Genomic DNA, 22,892 nt, shown 5'->3' with positions numbered 1-22,892 from the left:
GCTTTTATTCTCCTACCAACTAGATTTTTTAACGCCAGGAAGTAATCCCTCGTTAGCCATTTTTCTTAAACAAACTCTACAAAGACCGAAGTCTCTGTATACTGAATGAGGTCTACCACAAACAGTACATCTTGTATATGCTCTTGAAGAGAATTTTGCTTTTCTCTGTTGTTTAGCAATCATCGATTTTTTTGCCATTACGCTCTTCCTTTAGTAAATGGAACTCCAACAAGCTCTAATAATCTGTAAGCTTCTTGATCATTATCAGCAGATGTTGAAATTGAAATATTCATACCATGTGTTTTAATAATATTATCATATACAACTTCCGGGAACATTAATTGCTCATCTAAACCAAAGTTGAAGTTACCTCTACCATCAAAACCGTTTCTGTTAAGACCTCTAAAGTCTTTTACTCTAGGTAATGCAATAGAACATAATTTATCTAAGAATTCATACATTCTTTCACCTCTTAGAGTAACTTTAACACCAACAGGAGATCCTTCTCTTACTTTAAATCCAGCAACAGATTTTTTTGCAATTACTTGAACTGCTCTTTGTCCTGCAATTAAAGAGATTGTATCTTGAATATTTTGCATTAATTTACTATCTTTCATAGCTTCACCAGCACCAACAGAGATAACAACTTTGTCTAACTTTGCAGTTAACATTTTGTTTTTAGGGAACTCTGTTTCTAAAGTCGGTTTTATTTCTGCATTGTATCTTTCTAATAATCTTGCTGACATCTTATTCACCTTCTACTTTTGCTACATTAGAGATATCAATAGGCATCTCTTTGTTTACAAAACCACCTTCAGGGTTTCTTTCTTGATCAGGTTTAACTGTTTTTTTAGCTACTTTGCAATCTTTAACGATTACTTGTCTTTTTGATGTGATAACTTCTAAAACTTCTCCAGTTTTACCCTTATCGTCACCAGCAATAATTTTTACAGTATCACCTTTTTTAATCTTTAATTTTAAAGCCATTATAGTACCTCCGGAGCAAGTGAAACAATTTTCATGAAACCTGCATATCTAACTTCTCTTGCTACAGGTCCAAAAATTCTTGTTCCAATTGGTTCTTTTTTAGTATCAAGTATAACTGCAGCATTGTCGTCAAATCTAATTAAAGATCCGTTTTCTCTTTGAACTTCTTTGTGAGTTCTTACTACTACAGCTTTAACTACAGCACCTTTTTTAACTTTACCAGTTGGTAATGCTTTTTTAACTGAAGCAACAATAACGTCACCTACAGATGCATATCTTCTGTGGCTTCCACCTAAAACTTTGATACACATGATCTCTTTTGCACCAGTGTTATCAGCTACATTTAATCTTGAAAAACTTTGAATCATTATTTAACTCCTGTAGCTACTATTTTCTTTAATCTAAAAGATTTAGTCTTTGATAAAGGTCTACATTCGATTGCAACGACTGTATCACCCTCATTTAATTCATTTTTTTCATCATGAACTAAATATTTTTTAAATCTTTTTACAGTTTTGTGGTATTTTGGGTGTAAAACTTGTCTAGTAACTAATACAGATGCTGTTTTGTCACCAGCTTTTTTAACCACTACACCTTGAATCTCTCTTTTATGTGTACTCATATTTTGGATCCTTAGTTTTTAGCTGCAGTAATTGCTGTTTGAATTTGAGCAATCTCTTTTTTGCACGCTCTTAATTCAGAAGTATTAGTTAACTGCATAGTTTTTAGCTTAGCTTTTAATTCAAAAAGAAGCACCTTTTTCTCTTTTAATAACTCATTTAGCTCTTGTAAGCTTTTCTCTTTTAAATCAGAATAATTCATTTTCACTTTCTCTACTTACAATTTTAGTTTTAAATGGTAACTTATGTTGTGCTAAAGATAGAGCCTCTTTTGCCATTTCTTCAGACACACCTGCCATTTCAAAGCACATTCTACCTGGCTTAATATTCATAACCCATTTGTCAATTGCACCTTTACCTTTACCCATTCTTGTTTCAAGTGGTTTTGCAGTAAGCGGTTTATCAGGGAATACCATAATCCAAACTTTACCTTGTCTTTTAATTGCTCTTGTCATTGCAATTCTGGCAGCTTCGATTTGTCTTGAATCAACTCTTCCGTGTTCAAGTGCTTTAATACCAAACTCTCCGTAAGCTAAAGAGTTTCCTCTTTGTGCTTTACCTCTGTTTCTACCTTTTTGGTATTTTCTGTATTTCATTCTTTTAGGCATTAACATAATTATTTACCTCTTCTTTTACTTGGTCTTCTTTTTTGTGGTTTAGAAGCTGTATCTCTCTCATGAGGAATACCTTTAGCTAGTACTTCACCTTTGAAAATCCAAACTTTAATACCGATACAACCGTAAGTTGTATGAGCTTCAGCAAAACCGTAATCAATTCTAGCTCTTAAAGTATGTAAAGGAACTCTTCCCTCTAAATACCACTCAGTTCTAGCCATTTCAGCTCCACCAAGTCTTCCTGATACAGAAACTTTAATTCCTTTTGCACCAGATTTAAGAGCATTTTGCATAACTCTTTTCATAGCTCTTCTAAATGCAACTCTTCTTTCTAATTGTTGAGCAACATTTTCAGCAGCTAATTGTCCAGAAAGTTGTGGTTTTCTCTCTTCTTTAATGTTAACTGCAATCTCTTTACCAACTAAAGCTGAAAGATTATTTTTAAGTTTTTCTACGTCTGCACCTTTTTTACCGATAATAATACCAGGTCTAGCAGCAACGATAGTAACTCTTACTTTTTTAGCAGTTCTTTCAACAATAATTTGAGCAACACCAGCGTAGTAAAGCTCTTTTTTAACAAATTTTCTGATTTTGTCATCTTCAGCAACGTTAGCAGGCATATTTGAAAATTTAGGAAACCATCTAGATTCCCAGTTTCTGTTGATACCTAATCTTAAACCTATTGGATTAACTTTTTGACCCATTATTTGTCTCCTTTTTCAGCAGCCGCTACTTCAATCATAATGTGTGCAGTTGGTTTATGTTTTGGTGATGCACTACCTCTAGCTCTTGGTGTGTATCTTTTTAGAACAGGACCTTTATCAACTCTTGCAGATGTGATAACTGCGTCTTGAGGTTCTAACCCTGCATTTGCTACAGCCGAAGCAATAACTTTTGATATAACACCTGCTGCTTTGTTAGGAGTAAATTCTAATGATGCAATTGCATATTCAGCGTTCATTCCTTGAACTTCTCTTGCTATTAATCTTGCTTTTGTAGGAGAAAGTCTAATAAATTTTAATACTGCTTTTCCCATATCACCCTACCTTTTTTTGTACAGAGCCTTTATGCCCTTTAAATGTTCTAGTTGGAGCGAATTCACCAAGTTTATATCCAACGTGATTTTCTGTTACTAATACTGGTACAAAATTTCTACCATTATGCACATTAAATGTTAAACCAATCATTTCAGGTAATACTGTTGATCTTCTTGACCATGTTTTAATTGGTTTTCTATCTTTAGCTTCATTAGCTTTGATAACTTTTTTCATTAAGTGTGCGTCTACAAATGGACCTTTTTTTATTGATCTTGCCATCTTAAACCCTTACTTCTTTCTTCTTGAAATGATTAATTTATCACTAGCTTTTTTCTTTCTAGTTTTATAACCTTTAGTTGGCATACCCCATGGAGTAACTGGATGTCTTCCTGAGTTAGTTTTACCTTCACCACCACCGTGTGGGTGATCAATCGGGTTCATTGCAGAACCTCTAGTTTGTGGTCTAATACCAAGATGTCTAGTTCTACCAGCTTTACCAACAATCATATTAGAGAAATCTTCATTTCCAACAACACCGATTGTTGCCATACAAACACCAAGAATTTTTCTCATTTCACCTGATGGTAATCTTAAGATAACATATTTATCTTCTCTACCCATGATTTGAGCATATGCACCAGCAGATCTAGCTAATTGTGCACCTTTTCCAGGTTTAAGTTCAACGTTGTGAACCATTGTACCAACAGGAATTGCTTGTAGTTTCATAGCGTTACCAGGTAAAATATCAAGTCCTGACTCAGCAGCTTGTACTTTATCACCGATTTTTAATCCAGAAGGTTGGATAATATATCTTTTATCACCGTCTAAATAAGAAACTAAACAAATTCTACAGTTTCTATAAGGATCGTATTCTACAGTAAGAACTGTACCCTCTACATTGAATTTTTCTCTTTTAAAATCAATAATTCTATATAATTTTTTAGCACCTGCTTCTTTGTGTCTTGAAGTAATTCTACCGTTATTATTTCTACCAGCATTTGCTTTTACTTTTACAAGTAAAGATCTTACTGTTGGTTTTGAAGTAATATCAGAAGTGTCCATTACAGACATAAATCTTCTAGCAGGAGTTATCGGTCTAAATTTTTTAATTGCCATCTTCTATACTCCTTAAGCTGATAGGTTCGCTATTTCAGCGCCTTCAGGTAATGTTACATAGAATTTTTTGAAGTCCGGTCTTCTACCAGGTCTTCCTCTAAATCTTTTCACTTTACCACTTTGTCTTAAAGAGTTAATTTTTGATGGAGTTACTCCAAAGTACTCTTTAAATACCTCTTTTAAACCGTTTTTAGTCATTCTAGGACTTGTTTGAACAACGATTACACCGTTTTCTTGAAGCTCGATTGTCTTTTCTGTATATAATATTGCTTTAATATCTGTAATATCTGCCATCTTACGCCTCTTTTGTTAATGATTCTAATACTGATTTTTCAATTAGTACTGAGTGATATGCAGAAATTAAATATGCATTAATTTCTTGTTTTTCAATCATATAACAATTTTTAATGTTTCTAAACGCTAAGTATGTTTTCTCTTCAATTGTATCAACAATTACAAGAGTATCTCTTTGGTTTAATCCATTAATAATTGAAACCGCATCTTTAGTTTTACCAGACTCAGCTTTAATTGAGTCAGCTACAAATAAAGAACCTTTTTCAGCGTGAGTGTTAATAGCATAGTTTAATGCTAAAACTTTTTGCTTTTTATTGATTTTTTGATTGTAGTTTCTTTTTGTAGGTCCGAAAACTTGTCCACCACCAACAAATAGAGGTGATCTTTTAGAACCCCATCTAGCTCCACCAGAACCTTTTTGAGCTTTTGGTTTTTTACCACCACCGCTTACTTCAGATCTGTTTTTTACTCTAGCAGTGTTTGCTCTTTGAGCAGCTAAATATGATTTAACATAAAGGTATAAATTGTGTGAGTTAATCTCTTTGAAAGACTCTGGTAACTCATTTGCTTTTACTTCTACAGCGTTACTCATTTAGCAATCCTTACTCTTCCTAATCTACCATTTGATCCAGATACTGAACCTTTTACAACTAATATTCCTGTTTCTGCGTTAAATGAAACAACTTCATTTTTAACAGTTACATTTGTATTTCCGTATTGTCCTGGCATTTTTTTACCCGGCATAACTCTACCTGGCCATTCACAGTTACCGATAGAACCAACTCTTCTACCCATTCTGTGTCCGTGTGATGCTCTACCTCCAGCGAAGTTCCATCTTTTAACTCCACCTTGAAAACCTCTACCTTTAGTTTTAAAAGTTGTTTTTAAAACTTTAGCTTCAGATAATACAGATACATCTAAATCACCAGCTTCAGTGTTAGCAACATCTAATGTTGCAAATCTATTAAACTCTTTGCTTAAACCATATTTTTTTTGTTGACCTTCTATAGCTTTGTTAATTTTTTTACCATCGCTATAAGATACAAGTGCCACACCCTCATTTACGTCACATACTTTTGCATCAAGAACTTTTAAAAGTGTAACTGGTGTTGCAGGAACTGAAATAGTTCTACTCATACCGATTTTTTCTACGATAAATTCCATTTACTACCCTTTCTTCTTATTCTTGACCCATTGATCTAACTTCAACATCAACTTCAGGAGCCAAGTCTAGTTTCATTAATGAATCTACTGTATCAGGAGTTGCAGCAATGATATCAATCATTCTTGTGTGCACTCTGATTTCGAATTGCTCTCTCGCGTCTTTGTTTACGTGAGGACCTTTAAGAACTGTATATTTTCTGATTTTCGTTGGAAGAGGAATTGGACCTCTCAACTCAGCACCAGTTCTTTTTACAGCTTCAACAATTGAAGCAACACTTCTGTCTAAAACTCTATGATCATAAGCTTTAAGCTTTAATCTAATTTTTTCCATGTTTTTCCTTTAAAGAACTCGTTAGACGTGCTAAAAAAGCACTCTAACCACTTTTAGTGGGCGCGTATTATAATTAATTTTTTATTAAATGTCAAGAGTTATGGTATTTCTATGATTTTTTTATAAATATTTTTTCCTTTTTAAAAGGACAACTTTATTTATTTTCAAACAAAATTAAGATAAATGTAAATTATTGGATTTATTTGGTTTTTAACTCTAAAATATTTACATAACTATTTTCTCCTCCGCATCCATCAAACTGATTTCCTTCCGGTGCAAAAATATTGCTTGAAATAGATTTTGTAACATCAATATCTTTTTTTAAAGAAAATCTAATCTCTGTTAAATACTTTCCGTTAGCTTTTTTAGAGCAAAGTAATTTTAAGGTTCTAGCACTGCTTTTTCCAAATGCTTTTTCAAATTCTTGATAAATTTGTCCGTTTGAAACTCTACTTCCTCTGTGGTCTGATATAAAATCGTCAAAACTACTTTTTGAAAACTCTTCAACCAATTTTGAAGCCTGATTAAAATATTCAGTCGGTGTTTTATTTGTACAAGTTCCGTGTTTGTGCCATTCATGTCTTTGCAAATAAGAGTCGACGCCCGGCATATATTTACTAAGTTTTTCTTTGTACACAGCGGTAAGATGCAAATCAGGCAGATTTGGCCAGCAACCTCCTTCACCTTCACACTTATAGGTATTTTCACAATCTGAATATTTAGAAAACGGATCATCATTTTTATTCGGCCATAATCCATGTAAAATAAAATTGTTTACAGAGAACTCATCTTTTTGCGCCTCTTTACATTCTATTTTTGAGTAATTTTGTTTTTCACAAAACCCGGCTTCCCAGCTAAGAGCGAAGACATAATAATCAAATTCCCCTTTTTCTCCTTTTGAAAACAGCAAGGTAATTGTTAAACCTAATATTATTAATATTTTATTCATTTACAAAATCTCCTTTATAAAAATTATTTTTTTGATTATATCAAAATAATATTTAAAAAAATTTACTCTTGTATTAATATTTCATTAGCAATTTTACAATAGAATAAATTTTCAGGAGAAACTATGATAATAAAACAACATTTACTTGAAGAGACAAATGATTATAAAAAATATAACTATTTTGAAATAACGGAAAATTTAGAAGAGATTTTAGCAGATGATTACATTTTATATAAAAGCAGTGATTTTAAAAATGACTCTGTGGCAGAAGAACTTTATAAAAAAAATTTTTTAGATAAATATGATAGAAAAAAAGACAAAGAGATTTATTCTCTTTATATAGATGATAAAAAATTTGAAGAAAAAGTAAAATTTATATATTCTGTTATAGATTATAAAAAATATATTAATTTTGTGGCAAAAAATATTGAGATTAGAGATCCTTTGGAGTATACGATCAAATATTCTATTTTGGATTCAGAAGGCAGTAAAATTGAGATTTATCATATTAGTATTGTCGATATATCTTTTGTTTTTTAAATATTACCGTGATAAAAAAACTCCCCTAAACCTACTGTAAATATTAAATCTCCATATAAAGCATGTTCAATACATACAAGACTTAGAGATTTACTGTTTATATAGGTTTTTATAAAAAGTAAACCTCCAATAAAACTGAAAAGCAGTGCAATGTAGTTTGAAAAGATTATATGAATAAAACCAAATACAGCTGCATTTAGCAGTATCAAAGCTTTTGGAGTAAATATATACTCATATCTAAAAAGAAAAAACTTTCTGAAAATAAGTTCTTGAGGAATAACGGAAAGAAGAGGATATAAAATCATTACAAGAATATAAATATTTGGTTTTTGATAAAAAAAATTAAATAATTTATCCTCATAAAAAATATATGTAAAGAGAAAAATAGCAATAGAAAAGATAATAAATCTTTTTATTACGGACAAAAAATCTTTAAAATCAAACTTATCAAAAAGTGCTTTATTGTTCTCGTTCCTTAATAAAAAAATTACATAAAAAGAGAGAATCCAAAGAGTAGGCAACACAAAAACAGAGGGTAAAATCTTATAAAAAAAGAAAAGGGGTAAAAGTATAAAAATAAAAAAAAACTCTATAATCTTAAAAAAATTGATTTTTCTCATCTATTATCCTCTTTGTTAATTTTTCATTTTATAAAAATTCGGTAACAAATTGGTTATATTTTATAAAAAGAATTTAGACTTTGAACATAACATTGGGTATAATTTTTATTATGGAAAATTTAAAATTAAACTCATTTTATGATGTAATTATCGTCGGCTCCGGTCCTTCAGGTTTGGGAGCTGCTTTTAAATTGGCAGAAAACTCCGACAAAAAAATTCTTCTAATTGAAAAGAAAAAAATCAGTTCGGGCGGCTTAAGAAACGACTGTAAACAAAACTATACCTATCCTGTAGGATTTCCTTTAGAGTATTGGAGCAAAGAAGAAGCTCACGCTCTTTTAGAAGAGGTAAAAAATCATTTAAATCCAAAAATGGAAAAAAGATTAAATATTGACAAATATATTCAAAGAGCAAAAAAACTTGATGTAAATATTTTGACAATAGACCAAGCACACGTAGGTACGGATAAATCCTCAAAACTGATTAATGATCTAATCCAAAAACTAAGAGATTTGAAAGTTACCGTTGCTTTGCAAACAGAAGTTAAAGAGTTAAATGAAAATAAAAAAGAGATAACCTTAGATAACGGTTTTAAAATAGAGTTTGAAAATATTATCCTTGGTCCGGGACGTGCCGATTATGACTGGATGCAAACACAAATGGATAGAATAGGAGTTACATACAGCGATAATATAGTTGATATAGGAATTAGAGTTGAAACAAAAGAGGAGAATTATCCTATTGTAAAAGATTATTATGATCCTAAAATTTTATTTCCGAATAAAGTCAGAACTTTTTGTACAAACTCAGGCTGCGCACATATTGTAAGGGAAAAATACAAAGGCTACTACTCCGTAAACGGGCATTCTCTTTCAAAAGAGAAAAAAGCAAACAATCTTGTGAATTTCGCAATGCTAAAAACTATTAGATTAACCCAGCCGGTTGTAAGCGGTCAGCAGTTTGGAAAGATATTGGGACAAATGGTTATGCAGCTTAGCGGGGGTTCGGTGATTATGCAAAGAGTCGGCGATTTTAGATTGGGTCAAAGAAGTAAAAAAGAGACTTTTAATGAGGACCTATACGATTTTAAACCGACTTTATCAAATGCTGTTGCGGCAGACTTGAGTCTTAGCATGCCTGCAAAAATTTTAAGAGATATTTGGAGCGCTTTGAAAAAGCTTGATTCAATAGTTCCGGGAGTTTTACATCCATCGACTATTCTTTATTATCCCGAGATAAAAACCTACTCCAATAAACCTCAATTTTTAAATAAAAACTTTATGGTAAAAGAAGGGTATTATATAGTAGGTGACGGGGCAGGAACAAGCAGGGGAATTACAGCTGCTTGGTCATCGGGAATTAGAGCTGCAAATGATATTTTAAAAAATAAAAAATAGCTTATAGTAATTATGTATAAATTATGTCACAGGTTAAGTCACAGTTTTGTGGTCAAAAGCAGTAAAATATAAAACTTTAATCTCTTTTTTATCTAAGATTTAGTTTTCGTTTATAAAATTTGAATATGGAAAAGAATATAAAAAAGTTTTTTAACGAAACGGCAAAAGAGAATAATCTAAATCTTAACAATAAACTTAGTTGGGGTTTCTATTTTAGTCATAAACAAAGTGATAATTTGCAAGAAGCAAAAAATCTTTTAGATCCAAATAGATATTCAAGTTCAGAAATAATTTTTGAAAATAAAACTTATTATCTATGTGTGGAAGAGATTAGTGTTCATAATGTAGATTCTTTATATAACAGATGTAAAGAGTTTCAAACTCTTGCAGAAAAATTGCATATAAACAGTTTTGACGGTTTTGATGTTGAAGAGATAGCTGTAAGCTAGCTTTTACCTTGTTATTGGTAAAAGCCTGAAAACATCAAAATATCGTCACTTTGTGCATTTTTTTTATCATTTACGACTAAATCGGAAACAATAGACCCAAGGGCTGGACCAAAAGTCATTCCAAGCCAACCAAGTCCCATGCAGTATGTTAGATTATTAACATCTTCATCCCTTCCTATTAGGGGAATATCGTTTGGAGTAAGAGGTCTGAATCCAGACCAATAAACTTCATTATTCATCTCAAAAGTTTGATTATATTCAAAAAAGTTTTTCTTTATACTATCAATCTGTTTTTCTATAATTGCGGGATCATCACTTCCTATTTCTAGTTTTGATGTAAACCGTACATTATCTCTTCTTGGAGTCATAACTATAAAAAGATCATTAAAAATCGTCGAAACTTTTGGTATAAACTCTTTTGGCATTTCAAAAGTTATGCTGTAACCTTTTGCAGGAGTCATCATCAAATCTTTATTGCAATATTTACCGGCAAGCGCTGTTTTATAACCTGTAGACATAATAAAATGCTCTGCTTCGTAAAAAACACTTTTTGAAGAAATTATATGTTTTACTTCATTGTTTTCAATTCGCATACTATCTATTTTCTCATTTAATATAAACTCAACTCCAGCATCTATCAAATGTTTTTTTAATTCAAGCATAACTCTTCCGGAATCAAATCTTGCATTTTTTTTAAAAAGAATTGCCCCTTTTATTTTTTTGATATCTGCACTTGGTAAATACTCTTTTAACTCATCTTTTTTAAATATTTTAAATCTTTCATCATCAGTATAATTATACTTTTTTAATCTCTCTTTATAACTTTTATCTTCGGTAAAAACAGAAAGCATTCCGTCTCTATGATAATCAAAATCCAAGTTATCTTCTTTTATCATTTTTTCATATAAATTTAATGTTATCTCACCGTATTTTTCAAAAAGCATCATTGTTTTTTTTGTACGTTTTTCATTTGAGTTTTTAATAAAGTTTACAAGCCATTTATATATTTTAAAATCCAATGTCGGATGGATAATGGCAGGTGACTGCCCTTTTAACATAAGTTTTAGAGTATTTGAAACTACACCTGGACAACTAAGAGGAGATTTATCAAATGCCGATAATAATCCGGCATTTCCAAAGGAAGTAGAGTTTGTTATATCTGCTTCATCTATTATAGTTACTTTTCTACCGCTTTTTTGTAAATAATAAGCTGTACAAAGACCTGCGATTCCACCGCCTATGATAACGACATCTCTTTTCATAACACGTCCTTTCTAAAATAATATTTTAATCATACTAAAATATAGCATAAAATCAGGCTATTTTTTGTATATATTTTAACTAAATTAATATTTAAATTATCATAATAATTGCTTTTATAAGTTATAATATGAAAAATCAAAGGATGAAAAATATATGACAAAAATTAAGCAAGATTTACTAGAAATGGTTGAAGCTACGATGATACCTGAAGTTGAAGCCTATATTGAAGATTTACATAAAATAATTGAAAAAAAAGAACAGACAGATGATACAATGAATGAAGTAAGAGAGATGGAATCGTTTCTTGTAGAGTTACAAAATATAATTTATGCAGTTAATGAAAATAAAATAGATGATGAACAAGCACAAGAGATATATGAAAAAATAGAAAAATTAATAGAAGAACATTCAGAAGAAAAATAAATCTTTTATCTTTTAAAAAGGCATTTTATTTATCAAAAAAAAGTTCTTATTGTATCTAAAGTGCCTTTTTGAAGAAACAACTCCCCAATACCTGAAACAAACAGTAAATAGCCATATAATGTGTGTTCAATACAAACTAAAAGAAAAGAACGATTTTTTAAATAAGTTTGTGAAAAAATCAATCCTCCTATAAAAGTTAATATTAATACAAGAGATGATCCAAATAAAGTATGGGAAAAAGAAAAAAGTACAGCATTTAAAACAGTCTGTTTTTGTTTTGAAAGTTTAAATGAATAGCGAGAGAAAAAGAATACCCTATAAAGTAACTCTTGTGGAAGTACTGAAACAAGAGGATAAAAAATAAGTAGAAAAATAAAAAGTTTCGTCTCATTTTTTGCCATATGAAAAAAAGTTTCAGGAGTGCATAGATAACTTGCAAATAAAAAAACAATAGCTAATAAGAAAAATCTTAATAGCAAATATTTTAATTGGTTCTTATCAAATAATTTAAGAGAAAATTTACACTTAGTCACTTTTAGAATATAAGCAGAATAAAAGGTCATCAGCCAGAGAGTAGCTAATAAAAATTTTATAGAAAGAATATCAAAAACAAATAAAGCAGGTAAAACTGCATATAAAAAAATAAATTCAAACTGTTTATATAATTTATTTTGGAGCATTTTAATTCCTTTAAATAAAAAGGGATTTATGATTGTAGCATTTTTACTTATTTAAAATGAAAAAATTTTTAAACTTTATTTCATAAATATATTCTTTATGGTTATTTCAATATAATTAATGTACTTATTTCAAAAGGATAAAAATGGTTTTAAAAGAAATTCAAACTTGGGTACCTCCTTTAGGTTTAGGATGGAGTAAATGGATTAACATTATTAGCCATTATACAAAAGGGTCATATATTGTAGAGTTTAAAAGTTTATCTAATGTAAAATCTACTTTTGACATTGAAGTAAGAGAAGGAGGCAAAACAATGACAAGAAAAATTATTGGACCAGGGAAAACTAGAATTACATCTTCTAATTGTGCTTGTATTACTCGTGCAAGATTTTCAAGCCACACAGTTGGACAAAATATATTAATATTGGTTAAAGTATGAAAAAGTATATATTATTAAGTTTGCTTGCATATTTATTTACGGGATGCTCTTCTAAAAATGAAAATATCAATTATAATCAAACTGTTTTCATAATTGATAAATCAATAGAATTGACAAAAAATGACTTTAAAAGAATTAAATATAAAAAAATAGGTGATAATACTTACGCTGGTTATTACATTTTAACGAAAAATGGCAATAAAAAAATGTATTCCTTATTTAAAAATGAAGAAGGAAAACATTTTGGTATTATTATAAATAATAAAATATTAAATTTTAATACAAAAATTATTGATAATATTTTTGATAAAGAGTATGCTCCGAATAATTCAATAACTTTTCAATTTAAAACAGAAGAAATGAAACTTTTTCTTAAAAGTTTAGGATTAAATTTAAATAAATAACTTTATAGTATTTTATATAAAAAATTTGCTAGCTTTCTGTTTTAATTTTCCAAATATCTCACCAAAATTAGCGGGATAAACTCTTGCTTCGCCGATGCTGGATATAAAGTTCGTATCACCTATCCATCTAGGTAAGGCGTGATAGTGTACATGCTGGGCGATTCCTGCTCCTGCGGCTTTTCCCAAATTCATTCCTATATTTACGCCTTCACACTTTATCACATCTTTTAACAAACTCACGGCTTGTCTTATTCTTATACTCATTCTTATCCAAACTTCATCTTCAAGTTCTTCTATTTTGTCAGTATGAAAGTGAGGAATCACCATAAGATGTCCGGGTGAGTATGGAAATTTATTCATAACCACATAACAGAATTCATCGTGAAATAAAACTTGATATTTCTCTTCTTTTATATGTTTTGAGATATGACAAAAAACACAACCCTCTATTTTTTCTTCACTTACATACGAATATCGCCAAGGAGCGTATAAATGTTCCACATCTTCTCCTTAAATAAAATTAGGTGCATCATTTGCAAAAAGGATCAAATCCCCTGCTTTTGTTCTTTGTGCTAACGTACTTTCCAAATCTTTTTTCTCTTTTAAAATAAATAGTTTTTCTGCATTAATATTTGAACTTAGAAGTTGGGCATTTAAACTTCCTGTTATAATTGCAAGGTCAAACTTATCATTTATTTCATTTGCCAATAAAATATTTGCTTCGGATGTTGATTCTACTAGTCCAGGAGTTACTATTACTTTTCTTCCTTCATAATGTGAGCAGATATTTATAGCTTCTAACATTCCTTCTAAATTGCCGTTAAAACTGTCGTCAATTATAATCTTTCCGCCGGCTTCTATTTTTTGAAGTCTGTGTTCAACTTGCGGTAAATTTTTTAATGCCAGTTTTATTTCATCTATACTCATTCCAAGTTCATGGGCTACAAGTATTACAGCCGTTAGGTTTATAGCATTAAAACTTCCTAAAATAGGAGCATTAAAATGTTCTTGTTTTCCGTTGATTATAATATCAAACCAGATTCCGTCAAGATTAGACATAGTTACGTGAAGATTATTAGGAAATTTAATTATGGTATCATAATCTTTAATCGGAACAGATTCATGTACAAAACCTTTTATCATTTTAGGCGAAGTTAAAATCTCCATTTTTGTATTAATAATATTATCCAAGGTTTTAAAATATTCGATATGTTGTTCCCCTACACTTCCTAAAACACAATATTGAGGTTCCAAAAAAGAGGTAATTTCTTCAATATCGCCTTTTTGTCTTGCTCCTGCTTCTGCCACATAAATCTGTGTATCAAGAGGCAAATCTTTATTTACGTCAAGAACTATTCCACCCATGGTATTAACCGATCTTGGTGTTTTATATACTTTGTATTTTCTTTTTAGAACATGATACAAATAATTTTTAATAGAAGTTTTCCCGTATGAAGCAGTAATTTCTACAATCTTAAGTCCCGGAATTGTTTGTAATCTTTGCTTGGCTTTGTGTTTAAAAGAGATAAAAAATATTTTTTCAAGAGCAAAAGATACGAAATAAGCTATAAACAGAGGTACAAATAAAACAACAGAAGAGTTACAGTTTTCACTTGTAAGACATAATGAGATTATTGAGAAAGTAGTAAATAATAAAATTGCCAAAAATCTTTTTACGCGTCCGGTTAAAACAAGAGGTCTATCAAGTTTTTTATTCCATAAAACAAAACTTGTTATAAAAAGCAGATAAAAATAAATATTAAAATACAACTCAGGAAAAAGATGAAAAAAGATTATCGGTACTAGAAAATATGTAATATGCCACTGCCATTTATGATGTTTTAAAACAACTCTTTCAAGCTTATAGTTGTACCATTGAAGATTCGTAATTAAATACCATCCTAAAGACATTATTAGTAATATATGAGTAAAGATATACAAGTATTCCATTATTTTATTCCATTTTCGATTTTTTTACAAATATCCTGCGCAAATTTTAAAAAAAAGTAGTGATCTGCTTTGTAAGAGTAAAAAGAGCTTTTATTTATCAAAGAGTTGATTTTTTTGCCTGAACTAAGACTTGTTGCATTATCCTCTTCGCCCCAAAAAATTATGCCGTTTTTTTTATAAGATTTAAAATCATTGCTAAAATCTTCATCAACAACATTTTTAAAAGTGGCATACATATTTTCGCTCATTTTATCTACATCTTTGCTTCTAAAAGCTTTTGTAATATTTTTTAGACCTAATTTATTTAAAAGTTTTGCAAAAGCAATTTTAACTTTAACTAAAAAAGGTTTTTTTTCCAAAATCCCCGCACTGCTTAAAAGTATTAAGTTCTCGGGATTTAATAAAGTTGCAACTTTACCTCCAAAAGAGTGCCCTGCTATTGCAACAAGATCAATATTTAAAACTTCTAAAAAATTTTTAACTATTTTAGAGTAATCTTTTGTTGTAAGGGTATAATCATTTGAACTTTTTCCAAATCCCGGCATATCAAGGTAGATATGTCTGTAATCTTTTAAAAAAGTGGAAAATGCCTGTTTCATAATCTCTTTATTTGAACCCCAGCCGTGTAGAAAAAGTATTGTTTTTTCTTTTTGGGGATTGATTATTTCATAAGAGATTTCAAACTGTTTATTGTCAATGTTTATACTCTTTAAAGCCAACTATTTACCCTTTGCAGCTTGAATTTTATTTACATAATCGTATGTAATTTTTATCTTTTTTACTTTTGGAAGATTATTTGCCAAAGAGATTAAAGTAGCATTAAAATCTTCAAAAAGATAGTTTGCCATTGAACCTGGAACAGGATTTATTTCATTTAAATATACTTCATTGTCAATAACAAAAAAGTCGCATCTTATTAATGCTCCTTCAAAAGTATTATTATATATTTTTTTAAAAGAGTCTTTTATTTTTTCCTCTAATTCATTTGATATATCCGCTTTTAATGCAGTTGAAGTTCTTGCAAAATCCAAATACTTTTTATCAAAATCTAAAAACTCCGCTTTTTGAGGCTCTTCTACAATAGAAAAATTGTAAGTTCCATTAATTTTGCAACCTGCTAGGTTATACTCTTTTACTCCGGGAATAAATGGTTCTACTAAAACTGCATCATCAAATTCATAAGCTACGTCTAAAGCATATTCCAACTCTTTTTGATCTTTTACAATAGATACTCCGATTGAACTTCCCAAAGTTACAGGTTTAATAATAACGGGGAAATCCTCAATTACCACGGGAGTATTTTTTGTATAAAATTTATAATCAAGTGCTTTTACACCGCAGCTGTTTGCATAACCTTTTGTTAAAAACTTATTAAAACTTACACTGCTTGCACCTTTTCTAGGTCCTATATAAGGCAGATTGTAAAATTCAAAAAGTGAAGCATAAACTCCATCTTCTCCATCTGCACCGTGAGAAAGATTTAAATATACGTCAACATCCAAACTCTTTTGAGAAAGAAAACTTTTCTTCACGAAAGAGCCTTTTGTAAGGGTCAATGAATCACATTTTTTATATTCACCGCTGCTGAAAAGTTTTGATTTTATTGTATTTGTAGGGATATGATAAAAGTCTCTGTTTTCATCACAAAAAATATATACTAATTCCTCTTTTAAAACATCTTTCATCGCAATTGCCGAAACAATAGAGATTTCATGTTCATAAGAGACTCCACCGAAAACTATACCGATTTTCACTATTTTCTCCTGATCTATTTTTGTAATTGTTTTAATGCTTGTCTTACTAGTTCGCTTGTATTTGTACCTGAACAGTTTTTTAATACTTTTGAAACTATATCTTTTTTAAACCCTAAAGATTCTAAAGCAAGTGATGCTTCAAGAAGATTTGAACTGCTTGAATCTTCATTCTCATCCGTATCAATAATAAAGCCTGAAAGTTCGACTAAAATCCTGCTTGCACCTTTTGGTCCGATTCCGGGAACTCTTTTTAACATTGATACATCGTTTGAACTTACTATTTGAGAAAAAGAAGATGGAGTAAAGGTTGAACAAATTGCCAAAGCGACTTTAGGTCCTACTCCGTTTATTTTAATAACGGTATCAAAAAGTTTTTTTTCGTTTGGATCTAAAAAGCCGTATAGAGTTTGAGAATCTTCTCTTATGATATGGGTGATATATAGCTTGACTTTTTGATCAATAATTTTTGAACTACAATTAACGGAAACAAAAATCTCATATATAATTCCATTAACATTTACATTTAATAATGTAGGTTCTTTTCTTTCTATTGTTCCTTCTATTCCGACTATCATTATTTTCCAAGTTTATTTGATTTAATTAAGCATTTTATATATAATAAATGTTTTAGATTATATAATAATCCAGCTTAATAATTTGGGGAATAGTTAATGTTAGAATTAATAACGAAAAAAATAAGTAATAAAATTATATTTGCTCTTTTTGTTCTTATGTCGCTGTCAAGTTTAATTGTAGCTTATTTTACAACATCAAAAGTAAAAGAAGATGCCATAGCAACAACAAAAGTCAATTTGGAAATGTTAAACACTGCAATGTTTCAGAGTTTAAGAAATGCAATGAATACAGGTGACCCGGCTCAAATACAAAAAGCCGAAGAACAAGCAAGAACAATAAAAGGTGTTAAAAATCTTACCATAGCAAAGAGTAAACCACTTATCGAGATGTATTCTCCCGGAACAAAATTTACAAAAGACAAAGATATATTAGAATCTTTTAAAAGTAAAAAAAACCAGCTTATAGAAACAGATGAAAACGGTCAGCATGACCTAAGAATGATTAAACCTATGGTTGCAACACAAGAGTGTCTTTTATGCCATGTTAACCAAAAACAAGGCGACGTAATAGGTGTAATGGATTTAACCTTCTCTTTAGATGAATCCGATGATAGAATCGGAGATTTGATTATAGAGATTTTATTAGCTTCTACCATATTCGGATGGATTACAATAGGGCTGATTCTTATAATTGTAAAAAGAGCGACAAAACCTATTGAAGCACTTAAATACGGATTTCAAAATCTTTTAAGTTCAAATGATTCGACTATTAAATTAGAAGTATCTTCAAAAGATGAAGTAGGAGAAGTTGCCAAGCTTTTTAACACTTATATGGATAAAATGAACGAGGGATTAAAACAAGATGAAAAAGTAATTGAAGAAGCAAATGATATTTTAGAAAAAACAGGAAACGGTTTTTTTGTTTATCAAGTTGAATCAACTGCTGCAAATCCATATGTTGAAGATCTGAAAAATAAACTAAATACTATGATTTCACATACAAAAGAGACTCTTGATAAAATCAATATCACTTTAAAAAACTATTCCGAATCAAAATTTGATTATAGAATTGATGACAAAGGGATTTACGGAGATTTAGGTTCTCTAACTGCAGGGATTAAACTTGTAGGGAACAATACTTCTGAGATCTTAGCTATGATTATGAACACAGGAGACTCTTTAAATAAAAGTACCCATACTTTATCAACTGCTTCAAACAGTCTTTCGGAATCTTCAAACCAACAAGCAGCCTCTCTTGAAGAGACAGCAGCGGCACTTGAACAAATTACTGCTAATATTCAAGGAAATACCCAAACAACGGTGGAAATGACAAACTTGGCAAGTGATGTTACAAAAGCTGCAAATACGGGTCAAGAGTTTGCAAATAAAACTGCAACAGCAATGGAAGAGATTAACAGCCAGATAAGCTCTATTAACGAAGCTATTGAAGTAATTGACCAAATAGCATTCCAAACAAATATTCTATCTTTAAATGCAGCAGTAGAAGCAGCAACGGCAGGTGAAGCAGGAAAAGGTTTTGCGGTAGTTGCGCAAGAAGTTAGAAACTTAGCAAGCAGAAGTGCCGAAGCTGCAAAAGAGATAAAAAATTTAGTTGAAAATGCAACAACAAAAGCCAATGAAGGTAAAAAAATCTCTGATGATATGATAGGCGGATATGAGATTTTAAATAAAAATATTCAATTTACTATTGAAAAAATCGATTTTGTTGCAAATGCTTCAAGAGAGCAAGAAAGAGGTATTACTCAAATAAACGATGCTGTTAATACTTTAGATCAAGCAACACAAAAAAATGCGCAAGTTGCAGAAGAGATTTCTAAAATGTCTACTGAAATCGCTAATATGTCTAACTCACTTGTAACAGCAGCTGCAAGGGCAAGTTTCCTAGAAGAAGCAAGAGAAGAAGTATGCAATGTGGATTTGGTATATGACACTGCAAAATTAAAAGTTGACGTATTAAGCGTAAAAGACAGCGTATATACCAAGTTAGGTAGTTATGAAGCTTGGACTGCAAAGAGTTCAGAAGAGCTTAACAAGTGGATAGAAAACTATATAACTATTAATCCAAATGCAAATGTTGAAGTAATAGAAAATTTAAAAGAATTAAACAAAAATCTAACAGTAAAATTCCAAGATTTGATTAATGCAAATGCAGATAAAAAACCAAATGAAGTTCTAAATGATAAAGCAAAAGCTATAGAGATAGAATCACTTAGAATTTTCGGAACACTGAATCATCTAAAAAAAGAGGCGTGTAAAAATCAATAAAAGGAAAAAACCTTTTATTGATTAGTTTTTCATACTTTGAATCAAAGCTTCCAATTCGTCATTACTTAATACTTCTTCACCTGAATCCCCTGCTATATGTTTCGCAGAAGAGGCCAAATTATATTCACTTGAATCAATATGTTTATTTTCACAAACAAAGTTAACAACTCTTTCAATCTTTTGTCTATGTATATCTTGATGCTGCAACAAACCAAATGAAGCAGATATAAACTCTTGTACTTTTGTTAATTTATGACTAGGAATATCTAAAGATTCAAGAGTCGTATCTATCTTTTCCAAATTATCATAAATTGAAATAGCATTTTCTTCAGACTCTTTTATCACATCACATAACTCTTTTATAAGCTCTTCATACGTCATTTTTTACCTTTATTTATAGCTAGTGTAAAGTTTAACCTACTTTAACTTAAAAAAAATAATTAAATGAGGTATATGATTAATAGTTAATTTTTTAATGAATCAGCTCAGCTATAAACTCCGTTGCATACGAACCTTTAGGAAGTTCAAATTGCAGTTCAAGCCAGTTTTTATCCTCTTTATAATTTGATTCAATCTCAGTTGGGAATATCCAAGCAAATCTTCTTGCCCCGTTTTCCAAAATTTTTTCTTCAAATTCTTTTTCAATTTCATATGCAAAATCAATAGAGTTTTTAACTCTCTTTCCACATAAAAGTCCTGTTGGAACTCTATCTTTATCAAAAAATTTATCTGCTTCACTTTGTAAATCTTCGGCATAAAAGATTTTTCCGTACGGATAATGACTCATCAAATCTCCGTTTAAAATTTTAAAAGGGTGCTTTTGATTCTTCATCTCTTCAACAAGATCTAAAGGCAAAGAGAGTTTTTCATAAATCTCTTTTGGCTTAAAAGCTTCAATAAGTTTTGAAATTTCAATTCTTTTTGAAAGCCAAGAATTAAACAAATAACTTTGATAAGAGTTAATAAACATCTGTTTTAACTTTCTATTTTTCTCTTTTAATTCACCTTTTACTATAGCTTCACCTTTTTTATAATTATCTCCTTCTATTCCGAATCTTTGAAAACCGAAATAGTTTGGCATACCGTACACGGCTATTTTTGCAATAGCCTCTTCTATCTTTTTTGCATCCAAAGGAGTAACTCTTTTTAATCTTATAAAAAATTTATTGCCTTTTAAATGCCCTACTCTTATTTTATTGTTATGTCTTGTTATTTCTAATATTTTTATATTTTCATGATTAAATTTTTCTAATCTCTCTTCGCAACTTTTGGGAACAGAGATATGTTGAATCGTCATTGCATTTTTATCTTTTAATCCTGCATATCCTATATCTCTTGATTTACATCCTAACTGTTCTGAAAATATTTGAACCGCATTCCAAGTTGTCAGATCTTTTTTTCTAAATTTAATAATTATATGTTCACCCTCATTGCTAAATTCATATAAAGGTACTTCAGTTACTACAAAATCCTCTTTTGTCTGTTTAAAAAGTACGTCAATTTTTGAGTGAGTTAAATATCTTTGCAAGTTTTCCAATCTTTTTCCTTATCCAAAATGGTGGTTTTTACAATCACATTTATATCTGCCTTCAACCGCTTTTGCAAATATATTAAGTTTTATACCATATCTTTTTGCTATTTTTTCTATTTTCATCTTATGTTTTTCTTCAAAAGAGAAAAGCAATTCATACTCTTCTCCCGAGCAACCTACTCTTTTAGGTATTTCATAAAAAAACTCAAAACCTTTTTTGCTCTGCTTTGACATTCTCTCAAGTTCAAAAAAAAGACCGTCTGAAATATCCATACATGAGTTTACATATTTTGAGGCTTCATAAAAAAACTCTGCTTTTAATTTAGGTTCATAAAATTTTGATTTTTTTGATATTTTTTTACCGCTTAACAATCTTCTTAAATCTTTTTTGCATGAGCCTAAATCTCCCGTAAAACAGAGCAAATCACTCTTTTTTATTCCTCTTCTTAATTTAGGGTTGTTTGTTGTAGAGATAATTGTAACGCTAATATCCAATTTACAGTTAGAGATTGTATCTCCTCCTATAATTTCTATACCGTACTCTTTTGCAACTTCCAAAAAACCTTGAGCTAAATACTTTATATCTTTTTTTGAATACTCTTTGGGAATAGCAACCGTTAAAAGGGCATATTTAGGTTTGGCATTCATTGCAATAGCATCGGAGATATTTACAAGCATTGCTTTTCTTGCTATTTGTTTTAAACTAAACCACTCTTTTTTGAAATGCACGTTTTCAAAAAAAGCATCATTGCTATAAACAAATTCACCTATTACAGCACCGTCGTCACCTATTAGTTTTGAATTATTATTAAACTGTTTTATAAAAAAATCTTCTTTATTCATGGCAGAATATTACCACATTGAAGCTTGTTTTCTGATATTTTTCTTAAGAGTCTTATTTAGGATAAAAATTATCCTAAATACTTTAAAAAAATAATGGTATAATATTTGACCAAATTTTATTAGGAGAGAAAATATGCCAAAAATTAACAAATACGTTGACATTGATACTGTTGAAAGAGAAGCAAAAAAAGATTTAATTGATAGACACAGTCCATTTATCCACTGTGCTGAAACTGCAAAAAAAGGTGAACCTTTTGAAGTAACTGTAAAAATGGGAAATGAATATACTCACCCGGATGATTTTGATCACTATATCGAATCTGTTGCATTATATAACGGTGAAACATTATTAGCAAGAGCATCTTATGTTCCTGGAACACTAGGAAATGTAAAAGCTCACAATACAACTACATTTACAATTATTCCAACAGGTAAAAAATTAAACCTTGTAGCTCACGGTTACTGTACTAAGCATGGTATTTGGGAATCAACACCCGTTACTGTTACAGTAGCTGAATAGTTTTTAAGTGCTATGCTTCAAAAAGGTAGGAGTTTTTTAGCTTCTGCCTTTTTTTATTTTATTATTTTCCGTCAGGATTCCGTCAAGTTTTAAATATAATAGAGAAAA

Annotated in this window: 35 protein-coding genes; 8 read left to right on the top strand and 27 right to left on the bottom strand. The window is 30.2% G+C overall.

The genetic code is table 11. From position 1 onward, the window contains the following. Window positions 1-12 precede the first annotated feature (12 nt). From AANAER_RS04665 to AANAER_RS04590, 16 genes are all read right to left on the bottom strand, one after another. The gene (locus tag AANAER_RS04665) at window positions 13-198 is read right to left on the bottom strand and encodes a type Z 30S ribosomal protein S14 (RefSeq protein WP_044415613.1); all 186 of its coding nucleotides are present in this window, start codon (window positions 196-198) and stop codon (window positions 13-15) included. Beyond that, entirely contained in the window at window positions 198-746 is a 549-nt protein-coding gene (gene rplE, locus AANAER_RS04660; RefSeq protein WP_044415615.1) for a 50S ribosomal protein L5, read from the bottom strand. Before rplE ends, AANAER_RS04665 begins: the two co-directional genes overlap by 1 nt. A gap of 1 nt (window position 747) precedes the next feature. Further along, on the bottom strand, window positions 748-987 hold the full coding sequence (gene rplX / locus AANAER_RS04655) for a 50S ribosomal protein L24 (protein ID WP_044415617.1): 240 nt from the start codon (window positions 985-987) through the stop codon (window positions 748-750). Beyond that, a complete protein-coding gene (rplN, locus tag AANAER_RS04650) occupies window positions 987-1,355 on the bottom strand; it encodes a 50S ribosomal protein L14 (protein ID WP_044415619.1) in 369 nt (122 codons plus the stop codon). Before rplN ends, rplX begins: the two co-directional genes overlap by 1 nt. Then, window positions 1,355-1,609: a 30S ribosomal protein S17 gene (rpsQ, locus tag AANAER_RS04645; protein WP_044415621.1), complete on the bottom strand. Its 255-nt coding sequence runs from the start codon at window positions 1,607-1,609 to the stop codon at window positions 1,355-1,357. Before rpsQ ends, rplN begins: the two co-directional genes overlap by 1 nt. Window positions 1,610-1,620: 11 nt before the next feature. Further along, window positions 1,621-1,809 carry a 50S ribosomal protein L29 gene (gene rpmC / locus AANAER_RS04640; RefSeq protein WP_044415623.1) on the bottom strand — a complete coding sequence of 63 codons (189 nt, stop codon included), beginning with the start codon at window positions 1,807-1,809 and terminating at the stop codon, window positions 1,621-1,623. Further along, on the bottom strand, window positions 1,796-2,221 hold the full coding sequence (gene rplP, locus AANAER_RS04635) for a 50S ribosomal protein L16 (protein ID WP_044415624.1): 426 nt from the start codon (window positions 2,219-2,221) through the stop codon (window positions 1,796-1,798). The genes rpmC and rplP overlap by 14 nt, the downstream gene beginning before the upstream one ends. 2 nt (window positions 2,222-2,223) lie before the next feature. Next, window positions 2,224-2,925, bottom strand: a complete 702-nt coding sequence (gene rpsC / locus AANAER_RS04630; RefSeq protein WP_044415626.1) for a 30S ribosomal protein S3 — start codon at window positions 2,923-2,925, stop codon at window positions 2,224-2,226. Beyond that, the gene (rplV, locus tag AANAER_RS04625) at window positions 2,925-3,257 is read right to left on the bottom strand and encodes a 50S ribosomal protein L22 (protein ID WP_044415628.1); all 333 of its coding nucleotides are present in this window, start codon (window positions 3,255-3,257) and stop codon (window positions 2,925-2,927) included. The genes rpsC and rplV overlap by 1 nt, the downstream gene beginning before the upstream one ends. A 1-nt stretch (window position 3,258) precedes the next feature. Further along, on the bottom strand, window positions 3,259-3,537 hold the full coding sequence (gene rpsS / locus AANAER_RS04620; protein WP_044415630.1) for a 30S ribosomal protein S19: 279 nt from the start codon (window positions 3,535-3,537) through the stop codon (window positions 3,259-3,261). Between the two features lie 9 nt (window positions 3,538-3,546). Then, window positions 3,547-4,374 carry a 50S ribosomal protein L2 gene (gene rplB, locus AANAER_RS04615; RefSeq protein WP_044415632.1) on the bottom strand — a complete coding sequence of 276 codons (828 nt, stop codon included), beginning with the start codon at window positions 4,372-4,374 and terminating at the stop codon, window positions 3,547-3,549. Window positions 4,375-4,386: 12 nt separating this feature from the next. Next, window positions 4,387-4,668 carry a 50S ribosomal protein L23 gene (locus AANAER_RS04610; RefSeq protein ID WP_044415633.1) on the bottom strand — a complete coding sequence of 94 codons (282 nt, stop codon included), beginning with the start codon at window positions 4,666-4,668 and terminating at the stop codon, window positions 4,387-4,389. A gap of 1 nt (window position 4,669) precedes the next feature. After that, on the bottom strand, window positions 4,670-5,260 hold the full coding sequence (rplD, locus tag AANAER_RS04605; protein WP_129082774.1) for a 50S ribosomal protein L4: 591 nt from the start codon (window positions 5,258-5,260) through the stop codon (window positions 4,670-4,672). Continuing rightward, the gene (rplC, locus tag AANAER_RS04600) at window positions 5,257-5,832 is read right to left on the bottom strand and encodes a 50S ribosomal protein L3 (RefSeq protein ID WP_044415637.1); all 576 of its coding nucleotides are present in this window, start codon (window positions 5,830-5,832) and stop codon (window positions 5,257-5,259) included. Before rplC ends, rplD begins: the two co-directional genes overlap by 4 nt. Before the next feature lie 16 nt (window positions 5,833-5,848). Beyond that, a complete protein-coding gene (gene rpsJ, locus AANAER_RS04595) occupies window positions 5,849-6,163 on the bottom strand; it encodes a 30S ribosomal protein S10 (protein WP_044415638.1) in 315 nt (104 codons plus the stop codon). 199 nt (window positions 6,164-6,362) lie between these two features. Then, window positions 6,363-7,112: a ribonuclease T2 family protein gene (locus tag AANAER_RS04590; RefSeq protein ID WP_129082775.1), complete on the bottom strand. Its 750-nt coding sequence runs from the start codon at window positions 7,110-7,112 to the stop codon at window positions 6,363-6,365. A 123-nt stretch (window positions 7,113-7,235) separates the two neighbouring features. Here AANAER_RS04590 and AANAER_RS04585 point away from each other — a divergent pair, with 123 nt between their 5' ends. Further along, on the top strand, window positions 7,236-7,652 hold the full coding sequence (locus tag AANAER_RS04585) for a hypothetical protein (protein ID WP_129082776.1): 417 nt from the start codon (window positions 7,236-7,238) through the stop codon (window positions 7,650-7,652). Here the strand turns inward: AANAER_RS04585 and AANAER_RS04580 are convergent. After that, on the bottom strand, window positions 7,649-8,272 hold the full coding sequence (locus AANAER_RS04580; RefSeq protein ID WP_129082777.1) for a CPBP family intramembrane glutamic endopeptidase: 624 nt from the start codon (window positions 8,270-8,272) through the stop codon (window positions 7,649-7,651). The genes AANAER_RS04585 and AANAER_RS04580 overlap by 4 nt on opposite strands. 110 nt (window positions 8,273-8,382) lie before the next feature. Between AANAER_RS04580 and AANAER_RS04575 the strand changes: the two genes are divergently transcribed. Together AANAER_RS04575 and AANAER_RS04570 are read left to right on the top strand one after the other, a co-directional pair. Then, complete coding sequence (locus tag AANAER_RS04575; RefSeq protein ID WP_129082778.1) at window positions 8,383-9,669, top strand: NAD(P)/FAD-dependent oxidoreductase; 1,287 nt, start codon at window positions 8,383-8,385, stop codon at window positions 9,667-9,669. 125 nt (window positions 9,670-9,794) lie between these two features. Then, the gene (locus tag AANAER_RS04570) at window positions 9,795-10,118 is read left to right on the top strand and encodes a ribonuclease E inhibitor RraB (RefSeq protein WP_129082779.1); all 324 of its coding nucleotides are present in this window, start codon (window positions 9,795-9,797) and stop codon (window positions 10,116-10,118) included. Between the two features lie 11 nt (window positions 10,119-10,129). Here AANAER_RS04570 and AANAER_RS04565 read toward each other — a convergent pair whose 3' ends face one another. Continuing rightward, complete coding sequence (locus tag AANAER_RS04565; protein WP_129082780.1) at window positions 10,130-11,380, bottom strand: NAD(P)/FAD-dependent oxidoreductase; 1,251 nt, start codon at window positions 11,378-11,380, stop codon at window positions 10,130-10,132. A 154-nt stretch (window positions 11,381-11,534) separates the two neighbouring features. Here AANAER_RS04565 and AANAER_RS04560 point away from each other — a divergent pair, with 154 nt between their 5' ends. Further along, window positions 11,535-11,804: a hypothetical protein gene (locus tag AANAER_RS04560; protein WP_129082781.1), complete on the top strand. Its 270-nt coding sequence runs from the start codon at window positions 11,535-11,537 to the stop codon at window positions 11,802-11,804. 32 nt (window positions 11,805-11,836) lie between these two features. Here AANAER_RS04560 and AANAER_RS14955 read toward each other — a convergent pair whose 3' ends face one another. After that, on the bottom strand, window positions 11,837-12,205 hold the full coding sequence (locus AANAER_RS14955) for a CPBP family intramembrane glutamic endopeptidase (RefSeq protein WP_164969364.1): 369 nt from the start codon (window positions 12,203-12,205) through the stop codon (window positions 11,837-11,839). Between the two features lie 422 nt (window positions 12,206-12,627). Here AANAER_RS14955 and AANAER_RS04550 point away from each other — a divergent pair, with 422 nt between their 5' ends. Continuing rightward, window positions 12,628-12,921: a colicin Z C-terminal domain-related protein gene (locus AANAER_RS04550; RefSeq protein WP_129082783.1), complete on the top strand. Its 294-nt coding sequence runs from the start codon at window positions 12,628-12,630 to the stop codon at window positions 12,919-12,921. Continuing rightward, a complete protein-coding gene (locus AANAER_RS04545; protein ID WP_129082784.1) occupies window positions 12,918-13,325 on the top strand; it encodes a putative periplasmic lipoprotein in 408 nt (135 codons plus the stop codon). Before AANAER_RS04550 ends, AANAER_RS04545 begins: the two co-directional genes overlap by 4 nt. Window positions 13,326-13,337: 12 nt before the next feature. Here AANAER_RS04545 and AANAER_RS04540 read toward each other — a convergent pair whose 3' ends face one another. From AANAER_RS04540 to ruvA, 5 genes are read right to left on the bottom strand one after another with little or no spacing between them, the layout of a single operon-like run. Beyond that, complete coding sequence (locus AANAER_RS04540) at window positions 13,338-13,826, bottom strand: HIT family protein (protein WP_129082785.1); 489 nt, start codon at window positions 13,824-13,826, stop codon at window positions 13,338-13,340. A gap of 9 nt (window positions 13,827-13,835) precedes the next feature. Continuing rightward, window positions 13,836-15,275, bottom strand: a complete 1,440-nt coding sequence (locus AANAER_RS04535) for a Mur ligase family protein (protein ID WP_044415650.1) — start codon at window positions 15,273-15,275, stop codon at window positions 13,836-13,838. Next, on the bottom strand, window positions 15,275-15,994 hold the full coding sequence (locus AANAER_RS04530; protein ID WP_044415651.1) for an alpha/beta fold hydrolase: 720 nt from the start codon (window positions 15,992-15,994) through the stop codon (window positions 15,275-15,277). The genes AANAER_RS04535 and AANAER_RS04530 overlap by 1 nt, the downstream gene beginning before the upstream one ends. Further along, window positions 15,995-17,029 (bottom strand): D-alanine--D-alanine ligase, encoded by a 1,035-nt coding sequence (locus tag AANAER_RS04525; RefSeq protein ID WP_129082786.1) that lies wholly within the window; start codon window positions 17,027-17,029, stop codon window positions 15,995-15,997. Between the two features lie 14 nt (window positions 17,030-17,043). Further along, on the bottom strand, window positions 17,044-17,604 hold the full coding sequence (ruvA, locus tag AANAER_RS04520) for a Holliday junction branch migration protein RuvA (RefSeq protein WP_129082787.1): 561 nt from the start codon (window positions 17,602-17,604) through the stop codon (window positions 17,044-17,046). Between the two features lie 96 nt (window positions 17,605-17,700). On the opposite strand from ruvA, the gene AANAER_RS04515 reads away from it, so the two are divergent. Beyond that, a complete protein-coding gene (locus AANAER_RS04515) occupies window positions 17,701-19,890 on the top strand; it encodes a methyl-accepting chemotaxis protein (protein ID WP_129082788.1) in 2,190 nt (729 codons plus the stop codon). Between the two features lie 21 nt (window positions 19,891-19,911). Here AANAER_RS04515 and AANAER_RS04510 read toward each other — a convergent pair whose 3' ends face one another. The 3 genes from AANAER_RS04510 to AANAER_RS04500 all read right to left on the bottom strand — a co-directional run bounded on the left by AANAER_RS04510 (window position 19,912) and on the right by AANAER_RS04500 (window position 22,264). Continuing rightward, window positions 19,912-20,271, bottom strand: a complete 360-nt coding sequence (locus AANAER_RS04510) for a hypothetical protein (RefSeq protein ID WP_044415657.1) — start codon at window positions 20,269-20,271, stop codon at window positions 19,912-19,914. Between the two features lie 91 nt (window positions 20,272-20,362). Next, window positions 20,363-21,427, bottom strand: coding sequence for a tRNA pseudouridine(13) synthase TruD (gene truD, locus AANAER_RS04505; RefSeq protein ID WP_129082789.1), 1,065 nt, complete (start codon window positions 21,425-21,427; stop codon window positions 20,363-20,365). Between the two features lie 9 nt (window positions 21,428-21,436). Next, on the bottom strand, window positions 21,437-22,264 hold the full coding sequence (locus AANAER_RS04500) for a thiamine-phosphate kinase (RefSeq protein ID WP_129082790.1): 828 nt from the start codon (window positions 22,262-22,264) through the stop codon (window positions 21,437-21,439). A 133-nt stretch (window positions 22,265-22,397) separates the two neighbouring features. On the opposite strand from AANAER_RS04500, the gene AANAER_RS04495 reads away from it, so the two are divergent. Then, entirely contained in the window at window positions 22,398-22,784 is a 387-nt protein-coding gene (locus tag AANAER_RS04495) for a class II SORL domain-containing protein (RefSeq protein WP_044415663.1), read from the top strand. Window positions 22,785-22,892 lie beyond the last annotated feature (108 nt).

The organism is Halarcobacter anaerophilus, assembly GCF_006459125.1.
Classification (GTDB): Bacteria; Campylobacterota; Campylobacteria; order Campylobacterales; family Arcobacteraceae; genus Halarcobacter; species Halarcobacter anaerophilus.
This window is presented reverse-complemented; position numbering and strand designations above follow the sequence as displayed.

Bases quoted from the DNA above. Each gene is read 5' to 3' on its own strand.
- AANAER_RS04665 (WP_044415613.1), bottom strand. From the start codon at position 198: ATGGCAAAAAAATCGATGATTGCTAAACAACAGAGAAAAGCAAAATTC.
- rplE (WP_044415615.1), bottom strand. From the start codon at position 746: ATGTCAGCAAGATTATTAGAAAGATACAATGCAGAAATAAAACCGACT.
- rplX (WP_044415617.1), bottom strand. From the start codon at position 987: ATGGCTTTAAAATTAAAGATTAAAAAAGGTGATACTGTAAAAATTATT.
- rplN (WP_044415619.1), bottom strand. From the start codon at position 1,355: ATGATTCAAAGTTTTTCAAGATTAAATGTAGCTGATAACACTGGTGCA.
- rpsQ (WP_044415621.1), bottom strand. From the start codon at position 1,609: ATGAGTACACATAAAAGAGAGATTCAAGGTGTAGTGGTTAAAAAAGCT.
- rpmC (WP_044415623.1), bottom strand. From the start codon at position 1,809: ATGAATTATTCTGATTTAAAAGAGAAAAGCTTACAAGAGCTAAATGAG.
- rplP (WP_044415624.1), bottom strand. From the start codon at position 2,221: ATGTTAATGCCTAAAAGAATGAAATACAGAAAATACCAAAAAGGTAGA.
- rpsC (WP_044415626.1), bottom strand. From the start codon at position 2,925: ATGGGTCAAAAAGTTAATCCAATAGGTTTAAGATTAGGTATCAACAGA.
- rplV (WP_044415628.1), bottom strand. From the start codon at position 3,257: ATGGGAAAAGCAGTATTAAAATTTATTAGACTTTCTCCTACAAAAGCA.
- rpsS (WP_044415630.1), bottom strand. From the start codon at position 3,537: ATGGCAAGATCAATAAAAAAAGGTCCATTTGTAGACGCACACTTAATG.
- rplB (WP_044415632.1), bottom strand. From the start codon at position 4,374: ATGGCAATTAAAAAATTTAGACCGATAACTCCTGCTAGAAGATTTATG.
- AANAER_RS04610 (WP_044415633.1), bottom strand. From the start codon at position 4,668: ATGGCAGATATTACAGATATTAAAGCAATATTATATACAGAAAAGACA.
- rplD (WP_129082774.1), bottom strand. From the start codon at position 5,260: ATGAGTAACGCTGTAGAAGTAAAAGCAAATGAGTTACCAGAGTCTTTC.
- rplC (WP_044415637.1), bottom strand. From the start codon at position 5,832: ATGGAATTTATCGTAGAAAAAATCGGTATGAGTAGAACTATTTCAGTT.
- rpsJ (WP_044415638.1), bottom strand. From the start codon at position 6,163: ATGGAAAAAATTAGATTAAAGCTTAAAGCTTATGATCATAGAGTTTTA.
- AANAER_RS04590 (WP_129082775.1), bottom strand. From the start codon at position 7,112: ATGAATAAAATATTAATAATATTAGGTTTAACAATTACCTTGCTGTTT.
- AANAER_RS04585 (WP_129082776.1), top strand. From the start codon at position 7,236: ATGATAATAAAACAACATTTACTTGAAGAGACAAATGATTATAAAAAA.
- AANAER_RS04580 (WP_129082777.1), bottom strand. From the start codon at position 8,272: ATGAGAAAAATCAATTTTTTTAAGATTATAGAGTTTTTTTTTATTTTT.
- AANAER_RS04575 (WP_129082778.1), top strand. From the start codon at position 8,383: ATGGAAAATTTAAAATTAAACTCATTTTATGATGTAATTATCGTCGGC.
- AANAER_RS04570 (WP_129082779.1), top strand. From the start codon at position 9,795: ATGGAAAAGAATATAAAAAAGTTTTTTAACGAAACGGCAAAAGAGAAT.
- AANAER_RS04565 (WP_129082780.1), bottom strand. From the start codon at position 11,380: ATGAAAAGAGATGTCGTTATCATAGGCGGTGGAATCGCAGGTCTTTGT.
- AANAER_RS04560 (WP_129082781.1), top strand. From the start codon at position 11,535: ATGACAAAAATTAAGCAAGATTTACTAGAAATGGTTGAAGCTACGATG.
- AANAER_RS14955 (WP_164969364.1), bottom strand. From the start codon at position 12,205: ATGGCAAAAAATGAGACGAAACTTTTTATTTTTCTACTTATTTTTTAT.
- AANAER_RS04550 (WP_129082783.1), top strand. From the start codon at position 12,628: ATGGTTTTAAAAGAAATTCAAACTTGGGTACCTCCTTTAGGTTTAGGA.
- AANAER_RS04545 (WP_129082784.1), top strand. From the start codon at position 12,918: ATGAAAAAGTATATATTATTAAGTTTGCTTGCATATTTATTTACGGGA.
- AANAER_RS04535 (WP_044415650.1), bottom strand. From the start codon at position 15,275: ATGGAATACTTGTATATCTTTACTCATATATTACTAATAATGTCTTTA.
- ruvA (WP_129082787.1), bottom strand. From the start codon at position 17,604: ATGATAGTCGGAATAGAAGGAACAATAGAAAGAAAAGAACCTACATTA.
- AANAER_RS04515 (WP_129082788.1), top strand. From the start codon at position 17,701: ATGTTAGAATTAATAACGAAAAAAATAAGTAATAAAATTATATTTGCT.
- AANAER_RS04510 (WP_044415657.1), bottom strand. From the start codon at position 20,271: ATGACGTATGAAGAGCTTATAAAAGAGTTATGTGATGTGATAAAAGAG.
- AANAER_RS04500 (WP_129082790.1), bottom strand. From the start codon at position 22,264: ATGAATAAAGAAGATTTTTTTATAAAACAGTTTAATAATAATTCAAAA.
- AANAER_RS04495 (WP_044415663.1), top strand. From the start codon at position 22,398: ATGCCAAAAATTAACAAATACGTTGACATTGATACTGTTGAAAGAGAA.